The following is a 25,694-nucleotide window of genomic DNA, read 5'->3' as shown; positions in this document are numbered from 1 at the left end:
TAGATTTTTGATTTCGATGCCTTCACGTCGCTCATTCCTACAGGCAACTAGCCTTGCGCCCTTTCTTTCGCTGACTGCTAACGAGCCTCCGGCTACCATCATCAAACCCAGTCGCTTAAAGCCGGGCGATACAATCGGCCTCTTTTGCCCGGCGGCTCCGGCTTATAGTCAGGAGACCGTGAAGATCGCCCAGGAATCATTAGCAGCACTTGGGTTTCAAACCAAACTCGGTCCGCACATCTACGACCGATACGGTTACCTTGCCGGACGTGATGCCGACCGGGTTTCGGATTTACATGCGTTCTTCGACGACAAAAGTGTTAAGGCCGTGATGGCGATTCACGGTGGCTGGGGATGCGCTCGTTTGCTGCCCTTACTCGATTACAATCTAATTCAGCGCAATCCCAAAATCCTGATTGGGTATAGCGATGTTACGGCCTTGTTGCTCGCCATTTATGCCAAAACGGGTTTGGTAACTATGCATGGTCCCGTCGGTTCGGCAACCTTTAACGCCTACACGGTTAATTGGCTAAAGCAAGTATTGATAGAGGGAGAAGCCGTAACAATGCGCAACCCGACTGAAAAAGGCGATAATCTGACGCAGGTGCAAGACCGCATCACGACCATCAAACCGGGACTGGCTCGCGGTCGACTGGTGGGCGGGAATCTTACGGTGTTGAGTCATCTGATTGGATCGTCGTATCTGCCCGACTGGAAAAACACGATTTTATTTGTGGAAGACACGCACGAGGACGTTTACCGTATGGATCGAATGCTGACCCATTTGAAACTGGCGGGCATTCTGGATCAGATTTCGGGCTTCGTTTTTGGCAAATGCAGTGAATGTGGTCCGGGAAGTGGCGGTTACGGTTCGCTCACGCTGGACGATGTACTGACTGAACACATCATACCCCTAAACAAACCTGCTTTTTCGGGGGCGATGATCGGCCATATTCGTGATAAATTTACCGTTCCCTTAGGCATCGACACCGAAATTGACGCCACGGCAGGAACCATAAGACTGCTTGAATCGGCAGTGAGTTAAACTTGTCTGGGCCAAGCTCTGGCTTGGCCCGTTAATAATTTCCAAGACCAAGCCAGAGCTTGGCCCAGACATATATGGCCATAGAACCAGCCCACGGCAACCCCGACTTATTAAAAGAATTACTCCACTATCAGATGCCCTTCGGCAAATACAAAGGGCATCTGATCAGGTCGTTGCCGATGTCGTATTTAGAGTGGTTCGTGCAAAAAGGCTTTCCGGCTGGCAAGTTGGGTATGTTGTTACAAACCATGTACGAAATCAAATTGAATGGCCTGGAGTATTTGCTCGACGGCGTTCGGCGGAGTTTGTGAATGGATTGCTACCTCATGGATATTATGATACGATGAAACTCTTTAAGGAAGAATTGTGTACATTTGAAACACAAGTGTTGTAAACACAGATCTAACACATACATACTGAGGTTAGTATCAACAGTATACTTTACTTGTTTCTCTTCTAATCATAACTCAAAGAGGCTGAGTCATGAGCAAACCAAAAATGAGTGTTGGCGGACGTAGCGTTCCAGGCACGAAACGATCATTTAGCTGTATATCTAAGGCCGAAAGTGTAGCTGTTGTCGCTGGTCAGGCTTCTGACTCTGCGCTTACATCTTTTTCGGGCACTATCAACGTTCGCCAGATGGCTGAAGATGCAGCGAAAATGCAAGACTATATAGCTAACGGCGGCAAGAAAAGTGAGTCAAGTGGCGTCAAATTCATTAAACAATCGGGACTATTTGATATCCGAAGAGTCGGAAGATGATAGTGAATTCTCCTTTATTACGGCCCAAGGCATAAAATATTTAGTTTACTTTAAAGAAGCGGATGGTTATGTGCCATTCGCTTCTTTTGCTGAAGACGCTAAAATGTTTGGCTTTGGTCCAACGAAAGAGACAAGGCCAACGGGTAAACTTCCCAAAGATGCTCAAGTAGGCATCGCCATATTCGAGATTCTCTATTACTATATTTCTAAATACCCCAACAGGATTTTGTTGTTTGTTTGCAGCGATGAAAGTATTTGGTATCCTGGTGCCGAAAACAAACACCCTCGATATGCCAAATGGAGGAGCAATACATTCTCGGAATGGTTTGAAAACTGGCAACAGACAGGAGTTATGCCTGCTGAGAAAATAGACTATAATTTATACGGAGAACTTCACTGTTCATGTCTATTCAGGTCAGGTAACCCCTATGAGGTAGAAGTTAGGCAAGTTATCGAGCAAACGATTCTGTCAAAGCAACCGTAATTCTGTATCTTTCGATTCGCCATCCCCTTTGCCAAAATCCATGAAAAAAAGCAGTTTAATTCCCTTGATATTCGCTACACTATTGAGTTGCACATCCAACAAAAGCGACCAAACCACCACCGCCGATCCTGGCTTTGCGGCCGTGCTGGACGATTATTATGAACAACGGTTAAAGCTGTTTCCGCTGGAGGCTACCATGCAGGGCGATAATCGGTACAACGACCAGTTGCCGAATGACATTTCGCAGGCGTTTCTGGAGCAGACGAAGACATTTTATACCGCTACGCTCGACAAACTAAAACCGTTTGACCGGGAAAAACTGTCTGACGAAGACAAAATTTCCTACGACATTCTGAAACGGGAGATGGAGCTGCAACTGGAGCAATTTCCCTTCCATCAGGAAGACATTCCATTTAACCAATTCGTTGGGTTGCCGCTGATGTTTGGGCAGGCCGGGAGTGGGGAAAGTGCGCAACCGTTCAAAACGGTGAAGGACTATGACGATTGGTTAAAACGAGTCTCCGCGTTTACTGTTTGGGGTGATACGGCCATCGCTGATTTTCGGAAAGGTATGGCTACCAACAACGTATTGCCGAAAAGCCTGGTTGTCAAGATGATTCCCCAGATGAACGATTTAGTGGTGACCGACCCCACTAAAAGTCTGTTCTATGGTCCGATTCAAAAACTACCGGCCACATTTAGCGAAGCGGATAAAACCCGGCTGACGGCAGCTTACAAGAAAGCCATTCTGGAGCAAATCGTACCGACTTATCAGAAGTTAGGGACGTTCCTCAAGAATGAATACCTGCCCAAAGCCCGGACAACATCGGGTATCGACGTATTGCCCAAAGGGCCGGAACTCTACACGTATCTGGTTAAGGTTCAGACAACCACCAACGACACGCCGGAAGAAATCTACCAGATTGGTCTGAAAGAAGTTAGTCGGATTCGGGGCGAAATGGAGAAAGTAAAAACACAGGTAGGCTTTAAAGGTACGCTGGCTGAATTTTTCGAGCACCTCAAAACCGATAAAAAGTTCTATCCTTACAAAACCCCCAAGGATGTATTAGGCGCGTTTAACACCATTCTGGCCCGGCTTGAACCGAACCTGAAAAAAGAGTTTACGAATACGCCAAAGACGAAATTCGAGATTCGGCAGACCGAGAAATTCCGCGAAGCCTCCGCCAGTGCCGAATACAATCCGGGTTCGATGGATGGAAGTCGTCCAGGGATTTTCTACGTCCCGATTCCCGATGCTACCAAATTCAACGTCACATCGGGTATGGAGTCATTGTTTTTGCACGAAGCCATTCCGGGTCACCATTATCAGGTATCGCTCCAACAGGAAAACACAAGTTTGCCAAAATTCCGGCGGTTTGCCTGGTACGGTGCCTATGGTGAAGGCTGGGCGTTATACTGCGAATCGTTGGGTAAAGAACTGGGTCTCTATACCGATCCGTATCAGTACATGGGCGCGCTGGGCGATGAGATTCACCGGGCCATCCGGCTTGTGGTGGATGTGGCTCTGCACACCAAGCACATGACCCGTGAGCAGGCAATCAAGTACATGATGGATAACGAACCCATTGCGGAACAAGGTGCTACCGCCGAAATCGAACGATACATGGCGATTCCCGGTCAGGCACTTTCCTATAAAATCGGTGCCATGAAAATACGCGCCCTACGGACGAAATACGAGCAGGAACTTGGTACGAAATTTAACATTGCAGCCTTTCACGATGAGTTCCTCAAAGACGGTTGCATGCCATTAGACGTGCTGGAACGCAAAATGGACGCCTGGGCCGCAAAGCAGAAGTAAGCGGAGTGAAAGAATAATGAATAATGTAAAATGGATAATGGACAATGAATAATGTAAAATGAGCTAGTAATTAACGTGAATTATGGATGATTTACGAATAGAATTAGACTAGTTTTCTGTCATCCCGACGTCAGGAGGGATCTTCGGTAAATAACCAGTTGCCGAAGATCCCTCCTGACGTCAGGATGACAAAAAAATACATTATAAATAACTGACAATCAGTTGATAATTTCAGACTGTATCCATTTTTCACGTTAATTAGCATTCTACATTATTCTTTGTCCATTATTCATTTTATTACGGCTTCACTAACGCCGGTGATTTCCAGAAATCTGGCTTGCCATATTGTCCTTTGGCGACATCACCACCATAGAGCACAGAGTTAAGTAAAACGCGGTATGTGCCCAACGGTTGGCCACGCCATTGTGGCCGGAAACCATGCAGAATAACATGCCCTTGCCCTTGTTGCACATCCAGCGAAGCGGCATACCCCTGTAGGTATTTTTCGCCCAATAAATAGCCTGATCGTAAGGGCGAACCACTGGTTGAAAACTTGGCCAGAGCCTGCCCTTTGAAGCCATCGAGCGTAGCAAACACGGGGCTATCATCCACAAAAACAGCGGCTCGGGTAGGCATTCCAGCCATGACCGGGTGCGTCGGGTCGGTTTCTACTTCCAGGATTGATCCTCCCGTAAAAAAGTCTTTGGCGTTGACACCCGCTACTACGTTTTTTACAGGCAGATGAAGGGCTTCGATGGCATAATCGCTGCTCTCGTTCAGGCAAACGAGCGTTCCACCCTGACTGACAAAGTTGGTTAAGTTCGCAGCGCCCAGAGTTCCTACCCCCCCTTCGTAGGCAGGTGGCACGGCTCCTTTCGCAAATCCGTCTTTCAGGTTCCGTGGTCGGTCGGAGGCCATCAGGATCACGTCGAAGCGGTCGTTGAGATCACTGGCGAGCACGTCGGTGTTGGTGATGATCGCGAACGGAAACTCAAACTGCTCCAGAATCCACTGCGACCAACCTTCGTCCATACTGGCTGTCCAGGGTTTGTAGATGGCAATGCGCGGTTTCACCGTTGCCCCCGATGTATTGGTAGTCAATTCGGCATTGAGTCCTAAGTCTTTAACCCAGGGTTCCAGAGTTGTTCGAGCCAGACCGCTAATCGCGTAACGCTGAGCTTCTTTAGTAAATTTGACACTTCCGCCCGCTTTGAGTGAGCGCGTAATGACTTTAAACGCATTGTTCTCCGCCGGATTAACCAGCAACACGGTCCCGGTTCCCGTCAGTTTTCCCTCGGGTACTTTGATTCCTGCCGAAACCGGGTTCGTATCAAAGCCAATCCCTGCCACAAAATCGGCGGGTGTGGCATCTTTCTTATCATCCGTTTTCCAATCTTTTCCAGTTCCACTAACCAACTGAATTGCTCCTTTTAGCTCGGGAGATAACGGTTTGATTGCCGGAATGACGTTCAGTTCAAATTGTAACGGGAGTGTCCAACCAGCGGCATCGTAAGGTTGTTCAGGAGGACCGCCGGGGAATTCGCGCAGGTCAGGATACGCTTGTACATCAAGAAGTTGCTTGGTCAATTCACCATACTCCTGATTCATCGGAATGACCCAAGTTCCTTTAGGGTAATTGCGGCCATCAAAAGCGACATCTTTCGTTAACTGACCAATGCGAATACCATGAAAGGCTAGTCGGCGCAGAAGCTCGGCTGGTCGGGCGAGATCGCGTTGTTTTTGGGGGATGAAATAGGCGTAAGGCGGCTCCTGTTCGTATTTTTTGATGGTGTTTCGTCCAGCCTGATAGCGGTTATACAGCAGCACATCGCTGTACTTGGCCGCATAGTCGAGGGTGGCCAGCGAAGCCGTTTCCATGTAGGCCATCGCATCGCTGATTCGCCACCAGCCCCCTGGCCAAGGACTCGAATACAACGACTCTACCCGAAACTCTTTTTTGTCCTGCGGGAAATCGCGGACGGTGTAAAAATGGGGGGTGGCGTAATTGTACAAAGCCGTTTCGGTCCAGAACGCCGGGATGTTTTGCAACACCGGCATATAATCGATATAGCCCGGATACCAGGCATCGAAACCAGTCCCCATGTGCGTGGCTCCCTTCTGTCCGTTGCTTTCCAGCGCCTGCGCCATTGCCATGCCAATCATGTTGACTTCGCGGGCAATGATGGGTGGCGTTTGCGAGGCAATCGGCTCAGCAAAAGGGGGTAACCAGATGCGCGTTGGGAAGGGAGAGGTTTGGTGATGCACAAAAATGATATTCGGCTCCCACTCGCGCCAGGTGCGCGCCACCACCCGCGATTCGATCATGTTGAGCATGTAGGCATCACGGTTATTGTCGTGCCCAACGTACTTCTGATACAAGAATGGCGGAGGAGCAATCTCAAACGGCGTTCCAACATTCGATTTATACCAGTCGCCAATCATCGTTTGGCCATCCGGATTGAGCGACGGCCACAAGAGCAAAATCACATTGTCCAGAATGTTCTTGATCTTGGGGTCATCGGCTTTGCTGAGCATATTGTAAGCCAATGAAATGGTATGCTGCGCCCCCGCGACTTCCGATGCATGCAAGCCGCCGTCGATGTGCACCAATGGTTTTCCTTCCATCGATAGCTTTTTGGCTTCCTCGTCTGTAAGTCCCGCAGGATGCGCGAGCCGCTGCGCAATGGCTCGGTACTTATCAATATTATCGAGATTCTTCTTCGACGAGATCAACGCAAAGTACCAGGGCCGACCTTCAGATGTTTCACCGACATGCACCAGCTTGACCATATCGCTGGCTTCGTCGAGTTTCTTAAAGTAGGCCAAGGATTGTTCGTAGGTAGCTAGATGGAAATCGGCACCAACGGGAAAGCCGAGGGTTTCTTCGGGTTTCGGAATCGGTTTTTGCTGGGCTGTGCTGGGTGAGGTGGCTAGCCAACAGCAGCTAAATAATGCAAGTAAAAAAGCTCGCTTCAGGAAGTACATGGTCATTGATCTATAGTTCAGGTTGTAAGTAAATAACAGTGGCTTTTAGCATGATACTGAACCCCTGATTGTACATAATCAGAAGCCATATGAAGATTTTTTGTCATTCCGACTTTAGGAGGAATCTCAAGCTTGACTGATACGGAACTTGAGATTCCTCCTAAAGTCGGAATGACAAAAACACATTTACAAAACTTTAATAACAGTTTTAGAAAACCTCATTTCCCCGCCACAGGTGGCTTGGCCGCATCGAAATCATCGGGCAGCCGAATCAGCCACAGGTTCCGGACACGGCCGTTTGACATGCGCAGGCCACTGACGATATTTTTCGAATTTCGGACAACGTCGATGGTTGAGGCAAACCACCAATCGGTCGAGAATTTGTCTTTATCGGTTGGTTTCAATGCAACCTCGCCATGATGGACATGCACCAGTTCGAGGCCATCACCCTTTGGACGAATGGTATAAATCGCTTCTAATTCAGGACTGTAATACCGGCCCACATAATCGGCGCTGACGAGCTTGTCCGGCTTTTTGTCGGTCGTTGGGGCTTTGGGTGGAGTGGGAGTCTCTTTCCCTTTTTGCTGGTAGGCAGCCAGATAAATATCGGCTATCTCCAATGCCTTGCCCGTTGGATTAGTCTCGGCCAGATTGTTTAATACGATAAAGCCGTAATCCTCTTTTGGGAAGTACGTGATGTTGGATCGAAAGCCCGCGTCGGCTCCACTGTGGCCGTAATACGGTAACCCCTTGTGCGTACCGTGTACCAACGCGAAAGCATACGGAATGGTATCGCCCTTGGTCAACCGACCTCGCTCCAGCATTTGGGTCATTGTAGCTGCATTCCCAACGGTTGTATTTTTAAAGTTGTTGATCCACTTTGCCAGGTCTTCAACCGTAGTAAATAAACTGGTGGCTCCGGCGTTGGCATAGCTTAGCACACTTTTCTTGAAAAAACCTGCCGACAGGTCGTTAGAGCGATGAAATGAGTACGCTCGCCCTTTCACAATGCGCTCGTCATCGTCGTAGAACAGTGTATTTTTCATGCCCAGCGGTGTGAACACCCGCTGTTTCATCCACTCCCGAAACGGCTGCTTGCCCACGCGGGCTACAATTTCGGCTAATAGTGTATAGCCTGTATTGCAATAGAGATATTCAGCACCGGGAGCAAAATTCAATTCCTTCTGCCGTTTGACGAGGTTAAATACATGCTGTTTCGTAATCACATCACTCATATCCCAGCCCGCCATTGTTAGCAACGCCCACTGATCGCGCAGGCCGCTCGTATGGTGAATCAAATGGCGAATTGTGATTTTCTGCCCAAAATCCGGCACTTCGGGCAGGTACTTATGAATGTCGTCATCCAGCGACAACTTGCCTTCCTGCGCCAGCAGCACAATTCCATAAGCGGTAAACTCCTTGGAAACGGAGGCCACATGGAATATGGTTGTGGGTGTAACAGGCGCTCCCGTTTCTATATCAGCCTCCCCAAAACCTTTGGCATAAATGAGCTTGCCACCATGCAGAACCCCCACAGCCGCCCCTGGCCGTCCAGTCCCATTCCATTCCGAAAATAGCTTGTCAACTCTGGTTGCTAGAGAATCTGGAATTGACTGGGCAGTTGAGAGATAGGCGCTTAGAAGGGCCGAAGTAAGTAAGAGAAGGTTTTTTGTCATGATATGTAGAGACGCAATCCCTTGCGTCTTCTCTAACCGGATGGTTTTGCTGATATGATGCGAAGCTTGCTGACGCTTGAGAGACGCAAAGGGTTGCCGCACCGGCGGACCGGTCTCTACTTGCTCACAGGCAAAATAATCTTACTAGCTGCTGTAGCGCCGTGGTGCACTTTGATAGTCGCCTTCTGGAAATCGCTGTCTTTCGCGTGGTAGATGTCCACGTATTTCTGCGGATTCCGGTCGACCAGTGGGAACCAGGTGCTTTGGATTTGCACCATTACCCGGTGTCCTTTCTGGAAGGTGTGCGCTACGTCGGGAAGGGTGTATTTCACTTCGGTAACCTGACCCGGAATAAATGGCTCTGGTTTCTCGAAACTTTTGCGGAAACGCCCCCCGGAACACTTCACCCCGAACCATCTTCTGGTAGCCATTCATGATGTAAGCATCGGCCGCGCTGTACTGAAAATCATCAGGGAATACATCGATTAGTTTGACAATGAAGTCAGCATCTGTACCGCTTAAGCTCACCTGCAAATCGGCGACGAGCGGACCGGCCAATGTTAAGTCTTCGGTTAGAACATCCGTCTGGAAAACCAGAACATCGGGACGACTGGCGGCAAAGCGCTGATCGTCGGTCATGTATTCGCGGGTGCGGTTAGCTTTAACGCCTTCGGCATAGGGAACCGGTTTGGCCGGATCGCTGACATATTCCGAGAAAGCGCCACTCGCCGAAGGTTTGGTGAAGCCCAGCTTTCCGTTGGCTTGGAGATACAGATCACGATCCGATGTGCTGGCAGGTGGCCACTTCTCGAACTGATGCCACTTGTTTTCGCCCGTGAAGAAGATGTTCGCTTCCTTGATTTTGTCGATGCTCCCTTTTCCTTTCAGATAATAATTAAAGAAAGGAACTTCCACATTCTCCGCATAATACGTGCTCGTCGGGCTGCCGAACTTCACATTACCCAACGATGAGCCGTCACTGCCCCGGCCTGCCCACTGGCCATGAAACCAGGGGCCCATAATGATCTTGTTATTGTTCTTCGCTTTGCCTTCAATGGCCTTGTACGTAGACCAGGCCCCAAAACAATCCTCGGCATCGAACAGACCACCGACAACTAATGTGGCTACATTTGGTGAAATGCCGTCAACGAAATTCCGAACGTTGCGCGCCTTCCACCAAGCATCCAGATTCGGGTGCTGCATCATCTCATTCCAGAACCGAACGCTGTCGCCCGCAAAGCGGGTCAGATTTGCCAGTGAACCACTACGCAGATAGAAGTCGTAGCTGTCTTTAGTTGGCACTGACAGCCCTTTAGGACCAACTGTGGTTGGTTTGGGATGTGGAAAGCCGAACCCGCGACGGAGGTAGAAATTGAAGGCGTCCATCTCCATGAACGCGCCGTTGTGGTGAAAATCATCGCCCAGAAACCAGTCGGTAACAGGGGCTTGTGGGCTGGCTGCTTTTAAGGCCGGGTGGTTGCTCAGAGCTGCCATTGTTGTGTAAAAGCCTGGATAAGAAATCCCGAAAACGCCCACCTTTTCGTTGTTGTTCGGTATGTTTTTCACGAGCCAGTCGATGGTGTCGTAGGTGTCGCTGGCTTCATCAAAGTCCTTCCCTTTTTTATCGGTTTTAAACGGGCGCACATCTTCAAATACGCCTTCGCTCATCCAGCGGCCCCGCACATCCTGCACCACCATAATGTAACCTTCTTTCAGGTATTCTTTGTAATGGTTGCTATAGAAGGGCCGGTACTCCTTTTCACCGTAGGGCGCGCAGGAATAAGGCGTCCGGGAGATTAAAATCGGGTGCTTTTCGGCGTTGTCGTTTGGCATGTAAATGGATGTGAACAGCTTGGTGCCATCCCGCATCGGAATGTATTGTTCTTTCTTGGTGTAATTAGCCTTAAACCAGGTTGAGTCTGGCGTTTGAGCATGCGTGAGCAAAGGCACAAGCGCCACCAACAGGTAAACGAGTTGCTTCATGGTTGTATTCTGATTGACAGAAGAGAAAAAGTTTATTCGGCAATTTACTGAAACTACAGAATTTCCATGGGTGTTGTGGTGTCAGTTTCTTAAAACTGACATGATAGGTTTCTTAAAACCTATCGAATAGATTATCAACTTAACGAGGTTTTGAGAAACCTCGCTTGTCAGTTTTAAGAAACTGACACCACGTGAAAAATTCTCTCAATCCTGTCGAAAAAACTAGCCCTTTACTCTTTACTAATTTTCACATTGCTGATATAAACATTCACGTTTTCGTTACCAGTGCCGACCGTCCAGTTTTCCCAGTTGATGGCGCTAAACTGAACACCGGCTGGTATGACGCAGTATTCGCAGGGTTTGCCATATTTGCTTTTAAAATCGGATGGGAGGATGACGGGCTTGTTGTTGACAAAGAGCGTGACTTCTGAACCTCGCTTGAGCAACTTTACGTGTACCTTGTTCTGGCGATTCGTAAAAACGGTGAGCGGCTTGATCGATTCCCCACCGGCTTCGACATACGTATTGGATTTGACCAACGGGTAACTAGTCACTTCAACTTTTGCCTGTCCCCGGTAATTATTGTTCTGAAAATCTCCTTCATTGCCCGCCGTGATAATGACTTTTATGTACGTAGACGCACGTTTGCGGTCGCCCTTCATGCCACCATTCAACTCCATCCTGACTTCTCCGCCTGTTCGGGAACTAAACTCGTCCGTAGCGACATCGTATTCCATCGAAAAATTCTCCGGAAGTGGTTTAGGCAACGCCGTCGGATCGACCTTGTTGTTGTAGCCGAGTTGCAGCCATTTGCCTGGTAAGTTCTTTACGGTTGTTACCTGCGACGCTTTTCCATACGAAGAAAAGAACCAACCCGCTGGGCGATTACCGACTTCGTTATTAGCAAAATTGTCTTGAAAAAGAACACCAGGAGGCAATGCCGCCCCGGTCGCTGCCGAATTAGTCCAGTAGGATCGTTTGCTATAAGTAGCCAGCGTCTTTTTCAGTAACTCCTCGTTGACAGGTCGGTAGGGTTGCCCTTTAACTTTCTCGGGATTGAAGAAATAATCGTAGACATAATCGAAGTTGAAATGCTCCGTAATGGCCCGAAACAGCTCATATTTCTTGCGGCCATCTTCCTTGGTGGCATACGGAAAAGTAATAGCAATCCACTGGGGCTGATCGGTGAGGCATTTTTCGTAGACTGATGATTCGTACGTATACACGCCGTACGAATGCTTTAGATTGGTAGAGAAAGGATCAATCTTGAACGGGTCCACAGAGCCATCAACGGTATAAATGGTTGGTTGCATATCCCGAATCACCGCTGGCTCGTTCAGGCGACCACTGTACTGGTTCTTTAATGCTTTCAGTTTTTCGCGATAGGTTTTGATCTTCTCCCGCTCTGAGGTCATGGCTTCATTTTGAGCCTTCTCGCCGTTGAACTGGCGGACAATTTCTTTCTGTTTTTCAGCTAAATAGCGATCAAACGACACGTCAGATAGATCGAGAAACTCGCCTTTTGTCAGCTGCCGGATGGGTAATTTATTGCCGGGAGCTAAATAAACGGTCATGGCACCGCTGTTTACCGTTGTGATGTACTTGTAGACATTCGGGTGGATTTTGGGGTCTGCATCCTTGAACCGCTTCAGAAAGAAGTCGCTCTCCATATAGCCATTCGGTAATAGCGTAAAGATGTACTGCGAAGGCGTGTTGAGGTAATAAGCCTGATTGAAATCGAATACGACATTGGCTGCTATCTGAAAAGGCACCCAGGTTTCGTCGATGGGTTTGAAATGGCCTTGTTTATCCAGGGTTTTGAAATCGACATTATAGGCCTGAAAAAATATGCCGTACGCATGCGGGAAGTACTCGTCTTTTTTTGCGTAGTACCGTTTTCGGAAAACACCAATGCCTGCTACAGGCGTGTAGGTTTGCTGCATCCATTGTACAAATAGGTTGTTGATTTCCTGCTGCCGGATCGAAAACGTTTGCCCGCCCGATTGGATTGGTCTCACGGGTTTGTCGGCGGGAGTGAGCTTTGTGTACCAGCCAACCACGGTGTCTTCAATCATCTGCTGCTGGCTAATCTGGGCAAATGAGCCGGAAACTGTACAAAGAAAAACGAACGCAAGTGAACTGATTTTCATGATGAGTTGAGTTGTTGATTCTTGAATCAGCAATGCCAGGCCGCTGTCTTAAAAGTAAGAATTCAACGCAAAACAGGGAAGTGAGGTTGTTGATTAATTCGTGAGTGGTAATGGGTGGGGTAAAAGGTGGCACTAGAACTCGTTACCTTTGTGAATGGATTATTTTAAAAATCTGCTCGATTTACTCAAGGTTGAACGAGAAGAAGACCGTGCTCAATACCGTAAACTCACTGAAACAACTTCCGTTGCCGAACGTCGGGCCAATGGCTTAACCTGGTATCCGATTGCTATTCGAGGTTCTGAAATGAGCCGGGGAGATTATCTGACGGTCGAAGTGGAACGGACGACCCATCAGGATATTCCGCACCAGCTCCGGTTTGGCATGCCCGCTGTGTTTTTCAGTAATCACGATCCTAAAAACGACCGGGTCGAGGGGACGATTTCGTATCAGGGGGGCAATCGGGCCAAAATTACCCTGCGTACTGATGAGTTGCCCGATTGGTCGAGAGATGGGAAACTGGGTGTTGAAGTGCTGTTCGATGACAACAGCTATAACGAAATGGAGGAGGCCCTCAAACAGGCCAATGCGTTGGGCGAGAAATCGGACAATCGCCTGATTTCCATTCTGACGGGCGAGAAATCGCCGACGTTTCATCCAGATATTCCAACGCCATACCTGCCCAAACTGAATCCGAGCCAGGTATCGGCGGTCGGGAAAATACTGACTGCGAATGAATTGGCGATTGTTCACGGCCCTCCGGGTACGGGTAAAACCACGACGTTGGTACAAGCCATAAAAGCCCTGATTGCGCAGGATCATAAGAAGATCTTAGTGGTTGCTCCCAGTAACACCGCCGTTGATCTGCTGAGCGAAAAGCTGCACGACGAAGGGGTAAACGTGATTCGGGTGGGCAACCCGGCTCGGGTATCGGAGCGATTGATGGCGCTGACACTGGATCATAAAATGGCCGAGCATCCTTACATGAAGGAGGCCAAAAAACTGAAAAAGCAGGCGAATGAGTTCAAGAACATGGCGCACAAATACAAGCGCAATTTTGGCAAAGCCGAGCGTGATCAGCGTAAAGCCCTGTTCGATGAAGCGCACCGGATCATGAAGGAAGTCGGCAATTCGGAACAGTACATTATCGATGACCTGATTGCGAAAGCGCAGGTGATTACGGCCACGCTGGTCGGCGCTAATCACTACACGGTCCGAAATCTCACGTATCATACCGTTGTGATCGATGAAGCCGGACAGGCGCTGGAACCCGCCTGCTGGATTCCCATTCTGAAAGCCCAGAAGGTTGTATTGGCGGGCGATCACTGTCAGTTGTCGCCTACCATAAAATCAGCCGAAGCCGCCCGGAAAGGCTTGAGTAACACCTTGCTGGAGAAATGCGTAAATCTGCATCCCGAAGCCGTCTCGCTATTGGATGAGCAATACCGAATGCACGAGCACATTATGGGTTATTCGTCGCAGGTGTTTTACGGGAACAAAGTGCGGGCTCATGCATCCGTAGCCCGGCATTCGCTGTATGCCGGCGATACATCGCTGGTATTTGTGGATACTGCCGGTTGTGGTTTCGACGAAAAACTGGAAGGCACCAGCTCGACAAACCCCGAAGAAGCGGCCTTGCTGATCAGGCATCTGACCCAACTCGTGGCCGATCTCAGTACGCGTTACTCGAAGCAGGATTTTCCAACAATTGCGATCATTTCGCCCTACAAGCAGCAGATAAATATCCTGAAAGAACAACTACTTAGCGTGCCTGAATTACAGGGATATGGCGATAAGATTTCGGTGAATACCATCGATAGTTTCCAGGGGCAGGAGCGCGATATTGTCTATATCTCCATGACCCGAAGTAACGCCGAAGGGGAAATTGGTTTCCTCTCCGACATTCGTCGGATGAACGTAGCCATGACCCGCGCCCGCAAAAAACTCATCATTGTCGGCGACAGCGCTACACTGGCAGGTTTCCCGTTTTACGCTGATTTTATTGCGTATTCGGAAGGGCTGAATGCCTACCAAAGCGCCTGGGAGTGGATGTAAATAAATGAATAATGGACAATGTAAAATGAATAACGGCCTTCTTTCTGCGAAATCCGAGACTACGCCGAACGGGGGTTTAATTCGAAACGAAATGAACGCAGACTATACTTTATTGCTGCAAACGGTTCGTCACTGGATACCTGTTCACGAAGAGGAAGAATCTGTTATTTCTACTTTGTTTGAGCATAAGCAGTTGGCGGCCAATGAGTTCTTTCTAAAGGCAGGTGATATTTGCCATTCCGTTGGGTTTGTTGTTGAGGGGCTGCTTCGCTATTACATTTTGGACGATGGTCAGGAACACACCTATGATTTTTCGCCCGAACGACAATTTACCTGCAACTACGAGAGCTTTCTGACAAAAACGCCTTCTGTCCGATTTATTCAGGCCATTGAAGATACATCGCTACTAGTCATCAGTTACGACAATCTCCAACGGCTTTATGATCGATTACAGGAAGGGCAGAAGTTTGGCCGTCTGGTAGCCGAGGAACTGTTTGTGGGCATGTTGCAAAAACTCACCTCGTTTTACAACGAAACAGCCGAAGAACGCTACGATACCTTGCTGCGAAGTTTCCCGGATTTGCAGGAGCGAGTGCCGCAGTATGTTATCGCGTCGTATGTGGGCATTAAACCTCAATCGCTCAGTCGGATTCGGGCGCAACGGGCGGGTAAGAATTATTGAAGTACATTCGATCTTCACCTAGGTGAATGCAGGCGTCGGTAGGGAGTAGGACCTTTGTTGCGTCACTAATTCATACAACGATGCTAAACGCAACACTGCCCCTTTGGGCCAAATTTATTGGTTATTTCTTCGGTGCCGGATTGATTTTTATTGGTGCCCGTTTTCTGATCCTGCCAGAAACAGCCGAACTCGGTTTTGGACTCCTGTATGCCCAACCGAACGAGTCGTTTCACTATATCAAAGGCGTTCGCGATCTGACGTCTGGACTGTTTTTTACCGTATTTACCCTCGCTGGCTGGCGTAAACCGCTTGGTGCTCTGTTTCTGATCGGCTCAATAATACCCGTAGCGGATATGATCATCGTGCTAACCGCACCCGCAGCTGTGTTGGGTACCGCCTGGATTCACGGACTAACGGCGTTGGCGGCCTGGGTAGGAGGCTATTTTTTGTTGCGGCAGAAAAGCTGATGGCTTTTTGAACATCCGATTCACTCCGTGGTAACCTTCACTGTCATATTTAATCTGGATATGCTGAATGGGCTGGTGGCGATCATCCCTGAACGGATGGTTCGGGGAGAGATTAAGGAGTTACTTAGTTGAACCTGATGAGCATTTTTGTCATGCTGACGAAGGAAGCATCTTAATGTAACCTAACTTCCAAGTATGGATAACTAAAGATGCTTCCTTCGTCAGCATGGCAAAAATGACCTAAAACTTTTTCTGCACTGTAGCAAGAATCTCCTGAGGATACCCCATCGCAATGGCGCTGACCTCATCCAGACGCGTCACCTGATCGGTAGTTAGTTGGATATCAAGTACTTTTAAACTGTCCTCCAGATGGGTCAGCGTTCGTGCGCCGATTATGGGAAATACGTCTTTGCTCAATACCCAGGCCAACGCTACCTGTCCGGGAGTTGCTTCCAGTTCGTTCGCGATTTGTTCCAGTTGATCGATTACGGTTCTGGCTCGATCATCTTCCTGATAACTTCCAGACCCAGAAAGTGTCAATCGCCCGGAGGAACCTTGTCGGTATTTTCCCGTCAGTAAACCCCCTGCCAAAGGAGAGTAACACATCATGCCCAAACCGAAGTGTTTAGCCATTGGTGTCAATTCTCGCTCTGGCGTTCGTTGCAACAGGTTGTATTCGATTTGGATAGCGGCCAACGGCATCGATGTGGCAATAACTGCTGCTTTCCAGGCCGGAAAATTGGCCAAGCCCGTATATAAAACTTTACCGGCAGACACGAGGTCTTCCAACCCCCGAACGGTTTCCTCTAAAGGCGTTACGCCATCATCAAAATGCGGAATATAGATGTCGATATAATCGGTCTTCAGGCGTTTCAGGCTGCCCTCGATGGCCTGACGCATGGCTTTCCGGTGATTTCCGGAATTGACCAGCGACGGATTTGGTTGGCTGCTCCGGGTGTACTTGGTGCAAATAATGAAATCGTGCCGGTTGTGCTCAATAAACCGCCCGACCGTTTCTTCCGATTCGCCCAATTGATATTGGTCGGAGACGTCGATAAAGTTTCCGCCAGCATCAGCATAAGCTGAAAGGATTTCGAGCGCGTCGTGGGCGGCAGTGCCATAACCCCGGCGGTTGCCCAGCTGCGAGCCACCCATAATCAACTCGCTGGCAGGTAAGCCGGTCTGTGTTCCGAATAGTTTGTGTTTCATCCTGCAAAGCACCGACGGGAACAAACGAGAATCAAGTACGGCTAAATTCAGCCGTATCTAGCAGCTCTTGCGAAGGCGTATATTTGTCGGATGTATGAGCGGAAATTACCGGTTGAGCTCGAATGCGGGCTTCACCTATTCATGGAGGTGATGAATGGGAAGTGGAAAATCAGCCTCATTTGGTGCATTCACTCGGGGATTCGGCGACCCGGTGAATTGCATCGGAAAATCCCTAAAGCATCGCGCAGATTGTTAGATACCCAGTTAAAACAGCTGGTGGAGCATGGTATCCTTGCCAAAACGGTTTTTGATCAACGGTCCTTAAAGGTCGAATATGCACTCACACCACTGGGCGAAACCTTGATACCCGTTATTGAATTGACGGCAAAATGGGGCGAAGACCATCGAAGCGTTTTAGAGCCGTTGTTTATTAGTGAATAGGCTTGAAGACAGGGCTGGTAAGGGTTGTGATTTTAGCCCCTCTCCCAAAACGGGAGAGGGGAACAAACTAGGGCAAGAACTCCGTACTTAACAGCCTTGGGCTTGAGGGGAGCGTTTGCTGGGAATTTTTCGACCCCAATGCGGTAAGAATCAAACGATAAAAACTATTCTCTCTGAGCACGGAGGGCAGGTAGACCGATACCACCGGCACTGAAGCCGCCATCAACTGCGATCATTTGCCCGGTAACATAAGCGGCTTTTTCGGAGCAAAGGAATACGATTGTTTCGGCAATATCCTGTTCTGTAGCCGATCGATTTAACGGGATAGCGTCATAATAAGCCTTGATAATTTCCGGCGAATGGACGGCTTCGGCCAACTTGGTTTTGACAGGACCGGGCGACACGCAGTTTACCCGAACGCCATAATCCCCAAGCTCTACGGCCAGTTGCTTGGTTAAATGCACAACCGCTGCTTTTGATGTGCCATAAGCAACCCGTAACGTGCTTGCCCGAACGGCCGAAATGGAAGCAATATTGACCACCGATCCCCGACTTTCTTTCAAGGCAGGGATAGCGGCCTGCGTACAAAGAAAAACACCATCCAGGTTGGTCGCCATAATGGTTCGCCATACGTCGAAATCCGTTTTTTCCAGCGGCTGAAAAACGGCAACTCCGGCGTTATTGATCAGCGCATCGATGCGTCCGAACGTAGTCTGCACGCGGGATACCATTTCCTGAACCGCTTCTGGAATCGAGACATCGCAGGGTATGGCTACTGTATTGGGGAGTTTTTCGGATGCCAAACGTAACTCGGCTTCGTCACGATCAATCATGGCGACCTGCCAATTCGTCTCCAGAAACAATTTGGTAGTGGCCAATCCAATTCCTCGGGCAGCGCCTGTAACGATGGCAATCTTTTGGGTCATAAATCATCTGTTTGCCTTTAAAGAAAGGCTGGCCCTTCTTTTACTACCGGCATTAGTGCGTTATTGACCTGTTTAAACAGTTTCGGCCTGTGTCTGTAGCTAGTTAAGGTTAACTGTCTATAAAAACACTCGGTTTCAACTCAAACTCAGAGCAATGATGCCGCTTAGTATTAGCCCGCTGGCAATGAGTCTTCGTTTGCCATCTTTTTCATTAAAGACTTTTGATCCCATAAACACGCCTAACAAAATGCTGGTTTCTCTAGCTGGCGCCACAACGGTTAACGGCGCATATTTTACCGCTTCCAGGACTAATATGTAAGCCGCCGGGCTCAATATGGCAATGGCGATAATGATCCATTTATGCAGTTTTACTTCTCTTTTTAGCTCCTCTTTTTTAGACAGGACGAATGGCGAAAGTAAAACGGCCCCAAAAAGATTGGTGCCTAATGTGAGCGGTAAAGGAGATACAGCATAAGATTTTACGGCGATGGTGTCGTTAATCGTGTATAGGGCGATGAACAAACCCGTCAGTACGCCGTACGTAATTCCCGGCATAAGTTGCTTGTTGGTCTCTTTGTTGACGCTTAACCCCGTGATCAGCAGCACACCCGCAATAATTAAAAATAGGCCAATGGTTGCCGTTAATCGTAGTGGTTCGTGTAAGAATACAATAGCCGCGATAGAGGAAAACAGCGGGCCCGACCCTCGGGCAAGTGGATATACCACCGACAGGTCGGCGCTTCTGTAGCCCTTTTGCAACACGATATAATATCCCAGATGCAGCACAGCGCTGCTTACTGAAAACCAGAGGAGCGGTGCTGAGTAGAGGGTATCGCCCTGCATTAGTTGGAATAGGAGTACGGGTAAATACACAACATTACTGGCGATATACATTAACCAGATGTAAGGTGTTTGGCCTTGTGTTTTTTTGGAAAGCAGATTCCAGGTGGCATGCAGAACGGCAGCAGTTAGTACCAGCGATAAAACGTAGAGACTCATTTCTGATGGTTAAATGGCTATTGGTCGGTTGTATTCAATGACTCGTTATGGCGTCAAGTTAGTTTAACTCTTAAGGGCTGTCTACATTTCACAAAAACAGTCTCGGTTTTACCCCCAGCCCTGCCCTGAAGGGGGCTTATTCTCATAATGAACTAAGCCCCTTCAGAGGGGTGGGGGTAGGGTAAGTAATTGAAAAGCCTGATTTTAGATGGTCTCTAGGCCATCTGGCAAATGTATGAACCAGAAATGCTTAGAGGTTAAGTGATGAAAGATCAATCTGTTAAATCTTTGTATGGTTTCACCGTGTCAGTTTTGAGGAACCGACACCACGGAATGGGAATTAGAGTGTTTCATGCGATAAATCGGGCGTTGAGTTGGCTACGCGGGTAAATTCTAAGGTGGATACTCTTACAGGAGAGTACATATTATCAAACCACTTTGAACCGAATGAAACTCATCCGAAATACACAATTTGCTATACTGTCTGCCGGGCTACTCCTTGCTGTCAGTGTGGCCATGATTCCGAGTGCTAAAGAACCTGTTGGTGTTGGACTGAAAGCGCCGAAAGGGGCCGAAATGCTGTTCGATGGCTCGAAGAAGATGCTCGATGAAAAATGGACGTATTGGGAGGGGCCTCGGCTTAAGGCTAGCCTGCCCATCAAATGGAAAATTGAGCAGGACCCCGCTGGTACGGGTACGGTGATGAACACCAACGATCCGGCTGCTGCGGGTGGACTATATGGGGCCGCCGACATTGTGACCAAGGAAACCTTTCGGGATTTTCGTCTGCACGTTGAGTTTTACGTAAGCAAAGCGGGCGGAAATAGTGGAGTTTATCTGCAAAACCGATACGAGATTCAGATTTTCGATGGCGATACGACCAGTCACGGATTAGGAGCGGTTATCAACGAATCACCTTCGCCCTACAAACTATACAACGGCATTGGCAAGTGGAACGCCTACGATATTGAGTTCCGGGCTGCCCGTTTCAAAGACGGTAAACGCACCGAACCCGCTATGGTAACGATCTATTTGAACGGTAAAAAAGCGCACACCAACCAGAAGATAACTCAGGTGTGGGGTGGACCAAATTCGGGTATCGACGGAGGGAATGATGGGGGCAAAGGCGTCACCGATACGCCAGGTGGTCTAAAACTCCAGGCCGAAGGGCACGACGTGCTTTACCGCAATATCTGGATCAAGAAAATGGATATAAAAGAGGCCAACACAGATTTTTAGTGTAACGCGGCTGGAAAGCCGCTTGCTCTGTAAACTGCCCATTACTGTCATTCCGACGACAGGAGGAATCGTAAGGTTTCCTTACGCTCAGGGACTGTCTAAGTTTCATGAAAACAGGCTCGGTTTTACCCCCACCCCCTGAAGGGCTTAGTTCATCGTGGGAATGAGCCCCCTTCAGGGGGTGGGGGTAGGGTAAATAAACGCACTAAGAAAGCATAAAATCAGGAGCCACATTCCGCTTATAACAACATAAATTGACCAACTATGAATCGCCGATTTACACATCGCTTAGCCCAGTTATTGCTCCTGAGTATGCTCGGGTTTGTATTGCCCATGCATGGCTATAGTCAGGAGAAGGTCCCCAAAACCGGAAAAGTAGAACGGATAAAGGTACACGGTAAAGGGCTGGAAGGAAATCTGGCTGGCGATTCACCAGATCGGGATGTATCGGTGTATTTGCCGCCCAGCTATCAGACCGATAAGAAGCGCCATTATCCGGTTATTTATTTTCTGCATGGATTTACGGATAGCGACGATAAATGGTACGGCTTCACGAAACACTGGATCAATCTGCCCGCCGTTGTCGATAAAACGTTGGCCGAAGGGAAAACGAACGAGTTTATCATTGTGACACCGAATGCGTATAATCGCTATTTCGGGAGTATGTATTCCAACTCCGTGACGATTGGCAACTGGGAGGATTTTGTGGCCCATGAACTAGTTGCCTACATCGACAAGCAGTACCGCACGATTCCGCAAGCGAGTAGCCGTGGCTTGGCGGGGCACTCGATGGGCGGATACGGCACGATTCGTATTGGGCAGAAACACCCCGAAATATTCTCCAACTTATATCTACTCAGTCCCTGCTGCATGGTGCCGAATATGAACAGCTCGGTCAATGCCGAACGGGCAGCTTTGGCGGAGGGTATCAAAACGGTTGATGATTTGAACAAAGCCGATTTTGGGATTAAGGCCATGTTTGCTTCGGCGGCTTCCTGGTCGCCCAACCCGACGAACGCGCCCTTTTTTCTGGATTTACCGGTGAAAGAAGGCCAGCCTCAACCTTTGGTAACGGCAAAATGGGCGGCCAACGCGCCACTGGCCACCCTCGATCAATACATCGGGAATATCAGGCAACTTCATGCGCTGGCGTTCGATGCAGGCTCAAAAGACGCTTCGATAGCGGCCACAAACAAAGTACTCGACGGTATGCTCACTACCTACCAGATTCCGCATACCTACGAGGAGTACGACGGCGACCACATCAACCGAATCGCCGAACGCATCGAGCAAAAAATGCTCCCTTTCTTCACGACTAATTTATCGACGGAGATGGGGAAAGGCGGGAAGAAGAAGTGAGTTGATTTTAGTTGCTCAAGCAGTTCGGCGTAGTATTTACTACGTCGGTGCGTTATCCGGTCTTTAACCGGTTTTCTGGTAGATATAACTACACCGGTCAGAGACCGGATAACGCTCGAACGTAGTGAATACTACGCTCAGCACACCTACCGCGTAAACTTCAAAATCGTATATGAATAAGCCGGGGAATCATACACCGAAGCCGTTCCTTTAAGCACCACCTTAGTGTGTACAGTTTTATGACGAGCGGGTTCCGTTCGGGTCGATTTGGGTGGGTATCGTTTGCGCACCCGTATTCACAACGTGGACGACTAACGTCTTTCCGCCTTCGCTGTGGACGCGTAGGGGCAGTTGAAGAGGTTCTGGCTGGTGGAATTACGACGCTATCTACTGACTTCAAACAGATGGGAAAGACGCTGGCGCAACTCATAACAACCAAAGCCATCACCACCATCGGAAACTCCTGGCATTTCAATATTCGAAAATCGCTTTGATGTCTTTCTTCAACTCATCTGCCCGGCAATTCACAAGAGAAAGCGACGTTATTTACCCTTATGCATCACTAAATCATCGGTAAAAATCTGTTGCCATTTCCAGAGGACCTTGCCTTTCTGACGGGTTAAAATGAATAGTGGGGCGTTGGGTTTAACCCGGTCCTTGGCGTAAAACGCGCCGTCGGTTGCCGACCGATAGTAGACTTTTAATGTCGTTGGCGTGCCGGTTGCCCAGCAGTCCAGGGTATAAAATGTTTGAATCCCTTCGGCATGCACCTCACATAAATTCATGCCTTTGTATTTATCCTTGACCTTGATGGTATAGGTGACTCCTTCGGGGTGTTCGCCTGTCCATTTCCCCATCCAGCCATCTGTTTGCTGAAAATTGAGGAAGGTCGCGGCTATAAGCAGGCAACAGATGGCGGCAACTACCTTGCGCATGGTGTGTTGATTTAGTGATGGAGATTGACAACTAGGAGTGCATGAAGCCGTACCACATAAAGGCAACGATAATAGCTTCGATGATCCAGACGTGTAGTGTATTGTGATGGGCTAATCGACGGATTAGAAAATGAAGTCCAACCGCTCCGGCCATGATAGGAATGCCGAATAAAAATTGCAGAATGTTGTTCTGCTGTTTCATATCGACAAAGCCATAGAGAATCATGATAAGGCCCATCAGGGCGACAATCATAAGGGGCGTAACCAGATTAAATACCTTTGAAATATCCATATACACGATCAGTTAACGGCCATAATGATCGACCGAGGATCATTGACCAATAGCCAAAATCAATAGGTACAGGGTGGGTCATTTGCGTTTGGCTTATTTCAAGAAATGGCCTATCCGGATCACTAAAATAGGCCTGTTTAATGCCGATTTCATGAACTCTTTAATCGGCTGGAAAAGGGTGTCTGTCGGTATTTACGCCTGAATGGTCTAGTAAATGCGTACGTTCGCCGGGGGTTATTTATCTTTGGGTCATTAAAAGTATTAGATAGGATTAAGGAAAGCGGCCTGACTTTGTTTAGCCGCTTTTTTGTGTTAATCCAGCCTCCATATGCAGACCAACCGATAAGGGATACGGTCAGCGCAAATAGTGTCTGGATAGAATCCCCGCTAAGTCCAGACACTATTCTCTGTGACATCAATGTGATTGCCAGGATGGCGACAGAGTAAGTCCACCGCCAACAAGACCATTTTCGGCCTGCCCACCGTATAAGTTGAAGCTTTTAATAAGGCTATTCCCTAAAAAGCCATTCGTTAGGCCGTTTCGTACGACATCGACGCCAGTACCAATATTGGTTCCTTTACCGGATTTCTTGCCGAAATATTTATAAAGTCCATATCCTGCGGCCAATGCGGCTCCCAGGGCAATTCCTGCGATAGCTGTTACCTTCTTATCCATGAGTATTTATCAGATTGTTTGTATAGGTAACAGACGGTAACACAAATGGTTTTGGTATGAATACTCCAATGGACATTTGATTAAAGCCCGAACTTGCTCAAAAGTACGTTGTTAGCACCGGGTTAATAAGGGGCATTTACGATGTCTGGCTAGCTTAAGGAGGGTGAAGATTTTTTCAATCTGCGCCGGGTTAAAACCCGGCGCAGATCATTGATTCTGTCTTCTTGCACCGGGTTTTAACCCGGTGAGATTGAAAAAATATGCCTGTTGTTCAACCAGAAATTGACGCGTAATTATTGACGCAATTAACCCCTACTTTGTCGGATTTGCCCCACGTCAGCGCCCTAGATTTGCCGTATTTTTGTTCTGTAAATCACCAAACAACACATACTCATGGCAACCAAGATTTTTTTAAACCTGCCCGTTAAAGACCTGAACAAATCGGTTGAGTTTTTCACGAAACTAGGCTACTCCTTCAACGCCCAATTCACCAATCAGGATGGTACCTGCATGATTATCAGCGAGGATATTTATGTCATGCTGCTGGTCGAGAAGTTCTTTAAGTCGTTCATAAAAAAGGAAATTGCCGATACTTCCAAAACCACCGAAGCGATCATTTGCCTTTCTGCCGACAATCGGGAAGCCGTCGATGAAGTAGTGAAAAAGGCAGTAGCTGCGGGGGCTACAACGCCTACTGAAGCACAAGATCAAGGCTTTATGTATAGCCACGGATTTCAGGATCTGGACGGCCACCTGTGGGAGTTTGTCTATATGGACCCTGCTGCCGTCAATCAGGCGTAACCAACGGCAGAGAACAGCTCATTAAAAAAACAGACAACCTGAAAAAGCAGAAAGCCCGATCCTTGTTGTGATCGGGCTTTCTCTTCTAGTATTCGTCCAATTTAGTTTCTATAGATTCTTTTGCTTCTTTTTTTGGATTCTATTCGCTGATTATCAATGTAATAAGGGTAATAAAATCTGGCAGAATCACTAGAATCTAGTTTGACAAAGCACTAGTTTTCAACAAACTCTTTGTCTTCGAGCATGTGCACTACATCGAGGAGTGCTTCAGTTTCCAGATCGTCCCACGTAAAGAGTTCGCCAATTTTTTTGCCAACGATGTGGGCTAGCCCTTGTTCCGTAATTGCATTGAATTCCTGCCCTTCATATTCCCATTCTTCGGCTAAGGCAGCTTCGGGCATTACGGCACCAGTGTGATCCTTTACGTTCTGACGATACAGCTGGCTGATTAATTCTTTTATCCGTTTCCGAAATTTGTCATGCTCTTCCAGGAGCATTTGTGAAGTTTGTTTCATGATACTTTATAAAGTTTAAGGTTGATTGTGAATAATTCATTTTTTGGTTACTGGCTTAGACTGGTTTTGATTAAATAGTATCAGGTTGTAGGTCGCTATGAGATAAATTTTAATGAGAATAACTGATAAGTGTTTGATAGTGAGAGAATTTATCGGTGAAATGATTTTTGCCATTCCTATTTCATTGGGAGGCAGA

General features: G+C 48.2%; 24 protein-coding genes and 1 pseudogene. 13 read left to right on the top strand and 12 right to left on the bottom strand.

Features of this window, described 5'->3' with window-relative positions:
- Positions 1-16: 16 nt before the first annotated feature.
- From H3H32_RS22580 to H3H32_RS22560, 5 genes are all read left to right on the top strand, one after another.
- On the top strand, positions 17-1,045 hold the full coding sequence (locus H3H32_RS22580) for a S66 peptidase family protein (protein ID WP_182457877.1): 1,029 nt from the start codon (positions 17-19) through the stop codon (positions 1,043-1,045).
- A gap of 74 nt (positions 1,046-1,119) precedes the next feature.
- Positions 1,120-1,356, top strand: a complete 237-nt coding sequence (locus H3H32_RS22575) for a DUF3820 family protein (RefSeq protein ID WP_182457876.1) — start codon at positions 1,120-1,122, stop codon at positions 1,354-1,356.
- A gap of 172 nt (positions 1,357-1,528) precedes the next feature.
- Positions 1,529-1,807: a hypothetical protein gene (locus H3H32_RS22570; RefSeq protein ID WP_182457875.1), complete on the top strand. Its 279-nt coding sequence runs from the start codon at positions 1,529-1,531 to the stop codon at positions 1,805-1,807.
- Positions 1,782-2,291 carry a hypothetical protein gene (locus tag H3H32_RS22565; protein WP_182457874.1) on the top strand — a complete coding sequence of 170 codons (510 nt, stop codon included), beginning with the start codon at positions 1,782-1,784 and terminating at the stop codon, positions 2,289-2,291. Before H3H32_RS22570 ends, H3H32_RS22565 begins: the two co-directional genes overlap by 26 nt.
- A gap of 40 nt (positions 2,292-2,331) precedes the next feature.
- Positions 2,332-4,110, top strand: a complete 1,779-nt coding sequence (locus H3H32_RS22560; protein ID WP_182457873.1) for a DUF885 domain-containing protein — start codon at positions 2,332-2,334, stop codon at positions 4,108-4,110.
- A 297-nt stretch (positions 4,111-4,407) separates the two neighbouring features.
- Here H3H32_RS22560 and H3H32_RS22555 read toward each other — a convergent pair whose 3' ends face one another.
- The 5 genes and pseudogenes from H3H32_RS22555 to H3H32_RS22540 form a co-directional block, all read right to left on the bottom strand.
- The gene (locus H3H32_RS22555) at positions 4,408-7,101 is read right to left on the bottom strand and encodes a M14 family metallopeptidase (protein ID WP_182457872.1); all 2,694 of its coding nucleotides are present in this window, start codon (positions 7,099-7,101) and stop codon (positions 4,408-4,410) included.
- 212 nt (positions 7,102-7,313) lie between these two features.
- Complete coding sequence (locus H3H32_RS22550; protein ID WP_182457871.1) at positions 7,314-8,771, bottom strand: serine hydrolase domain-containing protein; 1,458 nt, start codon at positions 8,769-8,771, stop codon at positions 7,314-7,316.
- Positions 8,772-8,887: 116 nt separating this feature from the next.
- Complete coding sequence (locus tag H3H32_RS38055; protein ID WP_309547170.1) at positions 8,888-9,202, bottom strand: CocE/NonD family hydrolase C-terminal non-catalytic domain-containing protein; 315 nt, start codon at positions 9,200-9,202, stop codon at positions 8,888-8,890.
- Between the two features lie 22 nt (positions 9,203-9,224).
- Positions 9,225-10,604, bottom strand: a pseudogene (locus H3H32_RS22545) (CocE/NonD family hydrolase); the annotation flags it as partial.
- Positions 10,605-10,984: 380 nt separating this feature from the next.
- Positions 10,985-12,904, bottom strand: a complete 1,920-nt coding sequence (locus tag H3H32_RS22540; protein WP_182457870.1) for a hypothetical protein — start codon at positions 12,902-12,904, stop codon at positions 10,985-10,987.
- Positions 12,905-13,058: 154 nt separating this feature from the next.
- Here H3H32_RS22540 and H3H32_RS22535 point away from each other — a divergent pair, with 154 nt between their 5' ends.
- From H3H32_RS22535 to H3H32_RS22525, 3 genes are all read left to right on the top strand, one after another.
- A complete protein-coding gene (locus H3H32_RS22535) occupies positions 13,059-14,957 on the top strand; it encodes an AAA domain-containing protein (protein ID WP_182457869.1) in 1,899 nt (632 codons plus the stop codon).
- Between the two features lie 91 nt (positions 14,958-15,048).
- Complete coding sequence (locus tag H3H32_RS22530; RefSeq protein ID WP_182457868.1) at positions 15,049-15,639, top strand: Crp/Fnr family transcriptional regulator; 591 nt, start codon at positions 15,049-15,051, stop codon at positions 15,637-15,639.
- Positions 15,640-15,719: 80 nt separating this feature from the next.
- A complete protein-coding gene (locus tag H3H32_RS22525) occupies positions 15,720-16,106 on the top strand; it encodes a DUF4267 domain-containing protein (RefSeq protein ID WP_182457867.1) in 387 nt (128 codons plus the stop codon).
- 240 nt (positions 16,107-16,346) lie between these two features.
- On the opposite strand, the gene H3H32_RS22520 is transcribed toward H3H32_RS22525, so the two are convergent.
- The gene (locus tag H3H32_RS22520) at positions 16,347-17,315 is read right to left on the bottom strand and encodes an aldo/keto reductase (RefSeq protein ID WP_182457866.1); all 969 of its coding nucleotides are present in this window, start codon (positions 17,313-17,315) and stop codon (positions 16,347-16,349) included.
- Positions 17,316-17,405: 90 nt separating this feature from the next.
- Between H3H32_RS22520 and H3H32_RS22515 the strand changes: the two genes are divergently transcribed.
- The gene (locus tag H3H32_RS22515) at positions 17,406-17,756 is read left to right on the top strand and encodes a winged helix-turn-helix transcriptional regulator (protein ID WP_182457865.1); all 351 of its coding nucleotides are present in this window, start codon (positions 17,406-17,408) and stop codon (positions 17,754-17,756) included.
- Between the two features lie 164 nt (positions 17,757-17,920).
- Here the strand turns inward: H3H32_RS22515 and H3H32_RS22510 are convergent, their stop codons facing one another.
- Together H3H32_RS22510 and H3H32_RS22505 are read right to left on the bottom strand one after the other, a co-directional pair.
- Complete coding sequence (locus tag H3H32_RS22510) at positions 17,921-18,682, bottom strand: SDR family NAD(P)-dependent oxidoreductase (protein ID WP_182457864.1); 762 nt, start codon at positions 18,680-18,682, stop codon at positions 17,921-17,923.
- A 135-nt stretch (positions 18,683-18,817) separates the two neighbouring features.
- Positions 18,818-19,681, bottom strand: coding sequence for a DMT family transporter (locus tag H3H32_RS22505; RefSeq protein WP_182457863.1), 864 nt, complete (start codon positions 19,679-19,681; stop codon positions 18,818-18,820).
- 447 nt (positions 19,682-20,128) lie between these two features.
- On the opposite strand from H3H32_RS22505, the gene H3H32_RS22500 reads away from it, so the two are divergent.
- The 3 genes from H3H32_RS22500 to H3H32_RS22490 all read left to right on the top strand — a co-directional run bounded on the left by H3H32_RS22500 (position 20,129) and on the right by H3H32_RS22490 (position 22,773).
- On the top strand, positions 20,129-20,920 hold the full coding sequence (locus H3H32_RS22500) for a 3-keto-disaccharide hydrolase (protein ID WP_182457862.1): 792 nt from the start codon (positions 20,129-20,131) through the stop codon (positions 20,918-20,920).
- Positions 20,921-21,184: 264 nt separating this feature from the next.
- Entirely contained in the window at positions 21,185-22,279 is a 1,095-nt protein-coding gene (locus tag H3H32_RS22495; protein WP_182457861.1) for an alpha/beta hydrolase, read from the top strand.
- A 227-nt stretch (positions 22,280-22,506) separates the two neighbouring features.
- A complete protein-coding gene (locus H3H32_RS22490; protein WP_220472557.1) occupies positions 22,507-22,773 on the top strand; it encodes a hypothetical protein in 267 nt (88 codons plus the stop codon).
- Positions 22,774-22,821: 48 nt separating this feature from the next.
- On the opposite strand, the gene H3H32_RS22485 is transcribed toward H3H32_RS22490, so the two are convergent.
- From H3H32_RS22485 to H3H32_RS22475, 3 genes are all read right to left on the bottom strand, one after another.
- Positions 22,822-23,214 carry a DUF5991 domain-containing protein gene (locus H3H32_RS22485; protein ID WP_182457859.1) on the bottom strand — a complete coding sequence of 131 codons (393 nt, stop codon included), beginning with the start codon at positions 23,212-23,214 and terminating at the stop codon, positions 22,822-22,824.
- 31 nt (positions 23,215-23,245) lie between these two features.
- Complete coding sequence (locus H3H32_RS22480; protein WP_182457858.1) at positions 23,246-23,506, bottom strand: hypothetical protein; 261 nt, start codon at positions 23,504-23,506, stop codon at positions 23,246-23,248.
- Positions 23,507-23,921: 415 nt separating this feature from the next.
- Entirely contained in the window at positions 23,922-24,182 is a 261-nt protein-coding gene (locus H3H32_RS22475; RefSeq protein WP_182457857.1) for a hypothetical protein, read from the bottom strand.
- Between the two features lie 393 nt (positions 24,183-24,575).
- Here H3H32_RS22475 and H3H32_RS22470 point away from each other — a divergent pair, with 393 nt between their 5' ends.
- Positions 24,576-24,983, top strand: coding sequence for a VOC family protein (locus H3H32_RS22470; RefSeq protein ID WP_182457856.1), 408 nt, complete (start codon positions 24,576-24,578; stop codon positions 24,981-24,983).
- A 212-nt stretch (positions 24,984-25,195) separates the two neighbouring features.
- Here the strand turns inward: H3H32_RS22470 and H3H32_RS22465 are convergent, their stop codons facing one another.
- Positions 25,196-25,498, bottom strand: a complete 303-nt coding sequence (locus tag H3H32_RS22465; RefSeq protein WP_182457855.1) for a hypothetical protein — start codon at positions 25,496-25,498, stop codon at positions 25,196-25,198.
- Positions 25,499-25,694: the final 196 nt, after the last annotated feature.

Source organism: Spirosoma foliorum (assembly GCF_014117325.1).
In the GTDB taxonomy this organism is placed as follows: Bacteria; Bacteroidota; Bacteroidia; order Cytophagales; family Spirosomataceae; genus Spirosoma; species Spirosoma foliorum.
The sequence above is the reverse complement of the archived record's forward strand: the minus strand, read 5'-3'. Positions and strand labels throughout refer to the sequence as shown.

Coding starts and splice junctions, on each gene's coding strand:
- H3H32_RS22580 (WP_182457877.1), top strand. CDS start 17: ATGCCTTCACGTCGCTCATTCCTACAGGCAACTAGCCTTGCGCCCTTT.
- H3H32_RS22575 (WP_182457876.1), top strand. CDS start 1,120: ATGGCCATAGAACCAGCCCACGGCAACCCCGACTTATTAAAAGAATTA.
- H3H32_RS22570 (WP_182457875.1), top strand. CDS start 1,529: ATGAGCAAACCAAAAATGAGTGTTGGCGGACGTAGCGTTCCAGGCACG.
- H3H32_RS22560 (WP_182457873.1), top strand. CDS start 2,332: ATGAAAAAAAGCAGTTTAATTCCCTTGATATTCGCTACACTATTGAGT.
- H3H32_RS22555 (WP_182457872.1), bottom strand. CDS start 7,101: ATGACCATGTACTTCCTGAAGCGAGCTTTTTTACTTGCATTATTTAGC.
- H3H32_RS22550 (WP_182457871.1), bottom strand. CDS start 8,771: ATGACAAAAAACCTTCTCTTACTTACTTCGGCCCTTCTAAGCGCCTAT.
- H3H32_RS38055 (WP_309547170.1), bottom strand. CDS start 9,202: ATGGCTACCAGAAGATGGTTCGGGGTGAAGTGTTCCGGGGGGCGTTTC.
- H3H32_RS22540 (WP_182457870.1), bottom strand. CDS start 12,904: ATGAAAATCAGTTCACTTGCGTTCGTTTTTCTTTGTACAGTTTCCGGC.
- H3H32_RS22535 (WP_182457869.1), top strand. CDS start 13,059: ATGGATTATTTTAAAAATCTGCTCGATTTACTCAAGGTTGAACGAGAA.
- H3H32_RS22530 (WP_182457868.1), top strand. CDS start 15,049: ATGAACGCAGACTATACTTTATTGCTGCAAACGGTTCGTCACTGGATA.
- H3H32_RS22525 (WP_182457867.1), top strand. CDS start 15,720: ATGCTAAACGCAACACTGCCCCTTTGGGCCAAATTTATTGGTTATTTC.
- H3H32_RS22520 (WP_182457866.1), bottom strand. CDS start 17,315: ATGAAACACAAACTATTCGGAACACAGACCGGCTTACCTGCCAGCGAG.
- H3H32_RS22515 (WP_182457865.1), top strand. CDS start 17,406: ATGTATGAGCGGAAATTACCGGTTGAGCTCGAATGCGGGCTTCACCTA.
- H3H32_RS22510 (WP_182457864.1), bottom strand. CDS start 18,682: ATGACCCAAAAGATTGCCATCGTTACAGGCGCTGCCCGAGGAATTGGA.
- H3H32_RS22505 (WP_182457863.1), bottom strand. CDS start 19,681: ATGAGTCTCTACGTTTTATCGCTGGTACTAACTGCTGCCGTTCTGCAT.
- H3H32_RS22500 (WP_182457862.1), top strand. CDS start 20,129: ATGAAACTCATCCGAAATACACAATTTGCTATACTGTCTGCCGGGCTA.
- H3H32_RS22495 (WP_182457861.1), top strand. CDS start 21,185: ATGAATCGCCGATTTACACATCGCTTAGCCCAGTTATTGCTCCTGAGT.
- H3H32_RS22485 (WP_182457859.1), bottom strand. CDS start 23,214: ATGCGCAAGGTAGTTGCCGCCATCTGTTGCCTGCTTATAGCCGCGACC.
- H3H32_RS22480 (WP_182457858.1), bottom strand. CDS start 23,506: ATGGATATTTCAAAGGTATTTAATCTGGTTACGCCCCTTATGATTGTC.
- H3H32_RS22475 (WP_182457857.1), bottom strand. CDS start 24,182: ATGGATAAGAAGGTAACAGCTATCGCAGGAATTGCCCTGGGAGCCGCA.
- H3H32_RS22470 (WP_182457856.1), top strand. CDS start 24,576: ATGGCAACCAAGATTTTTTTAAACCTGCCCGTTAAAGACCTGAACAAA.
- H3H32_RS22465 (WP_182457855.1), bottom strand. CDS start 25,498: ATGAAACAAACTTCACAAATGCTCCTGGAAGAGCATGACAAATTTCGG.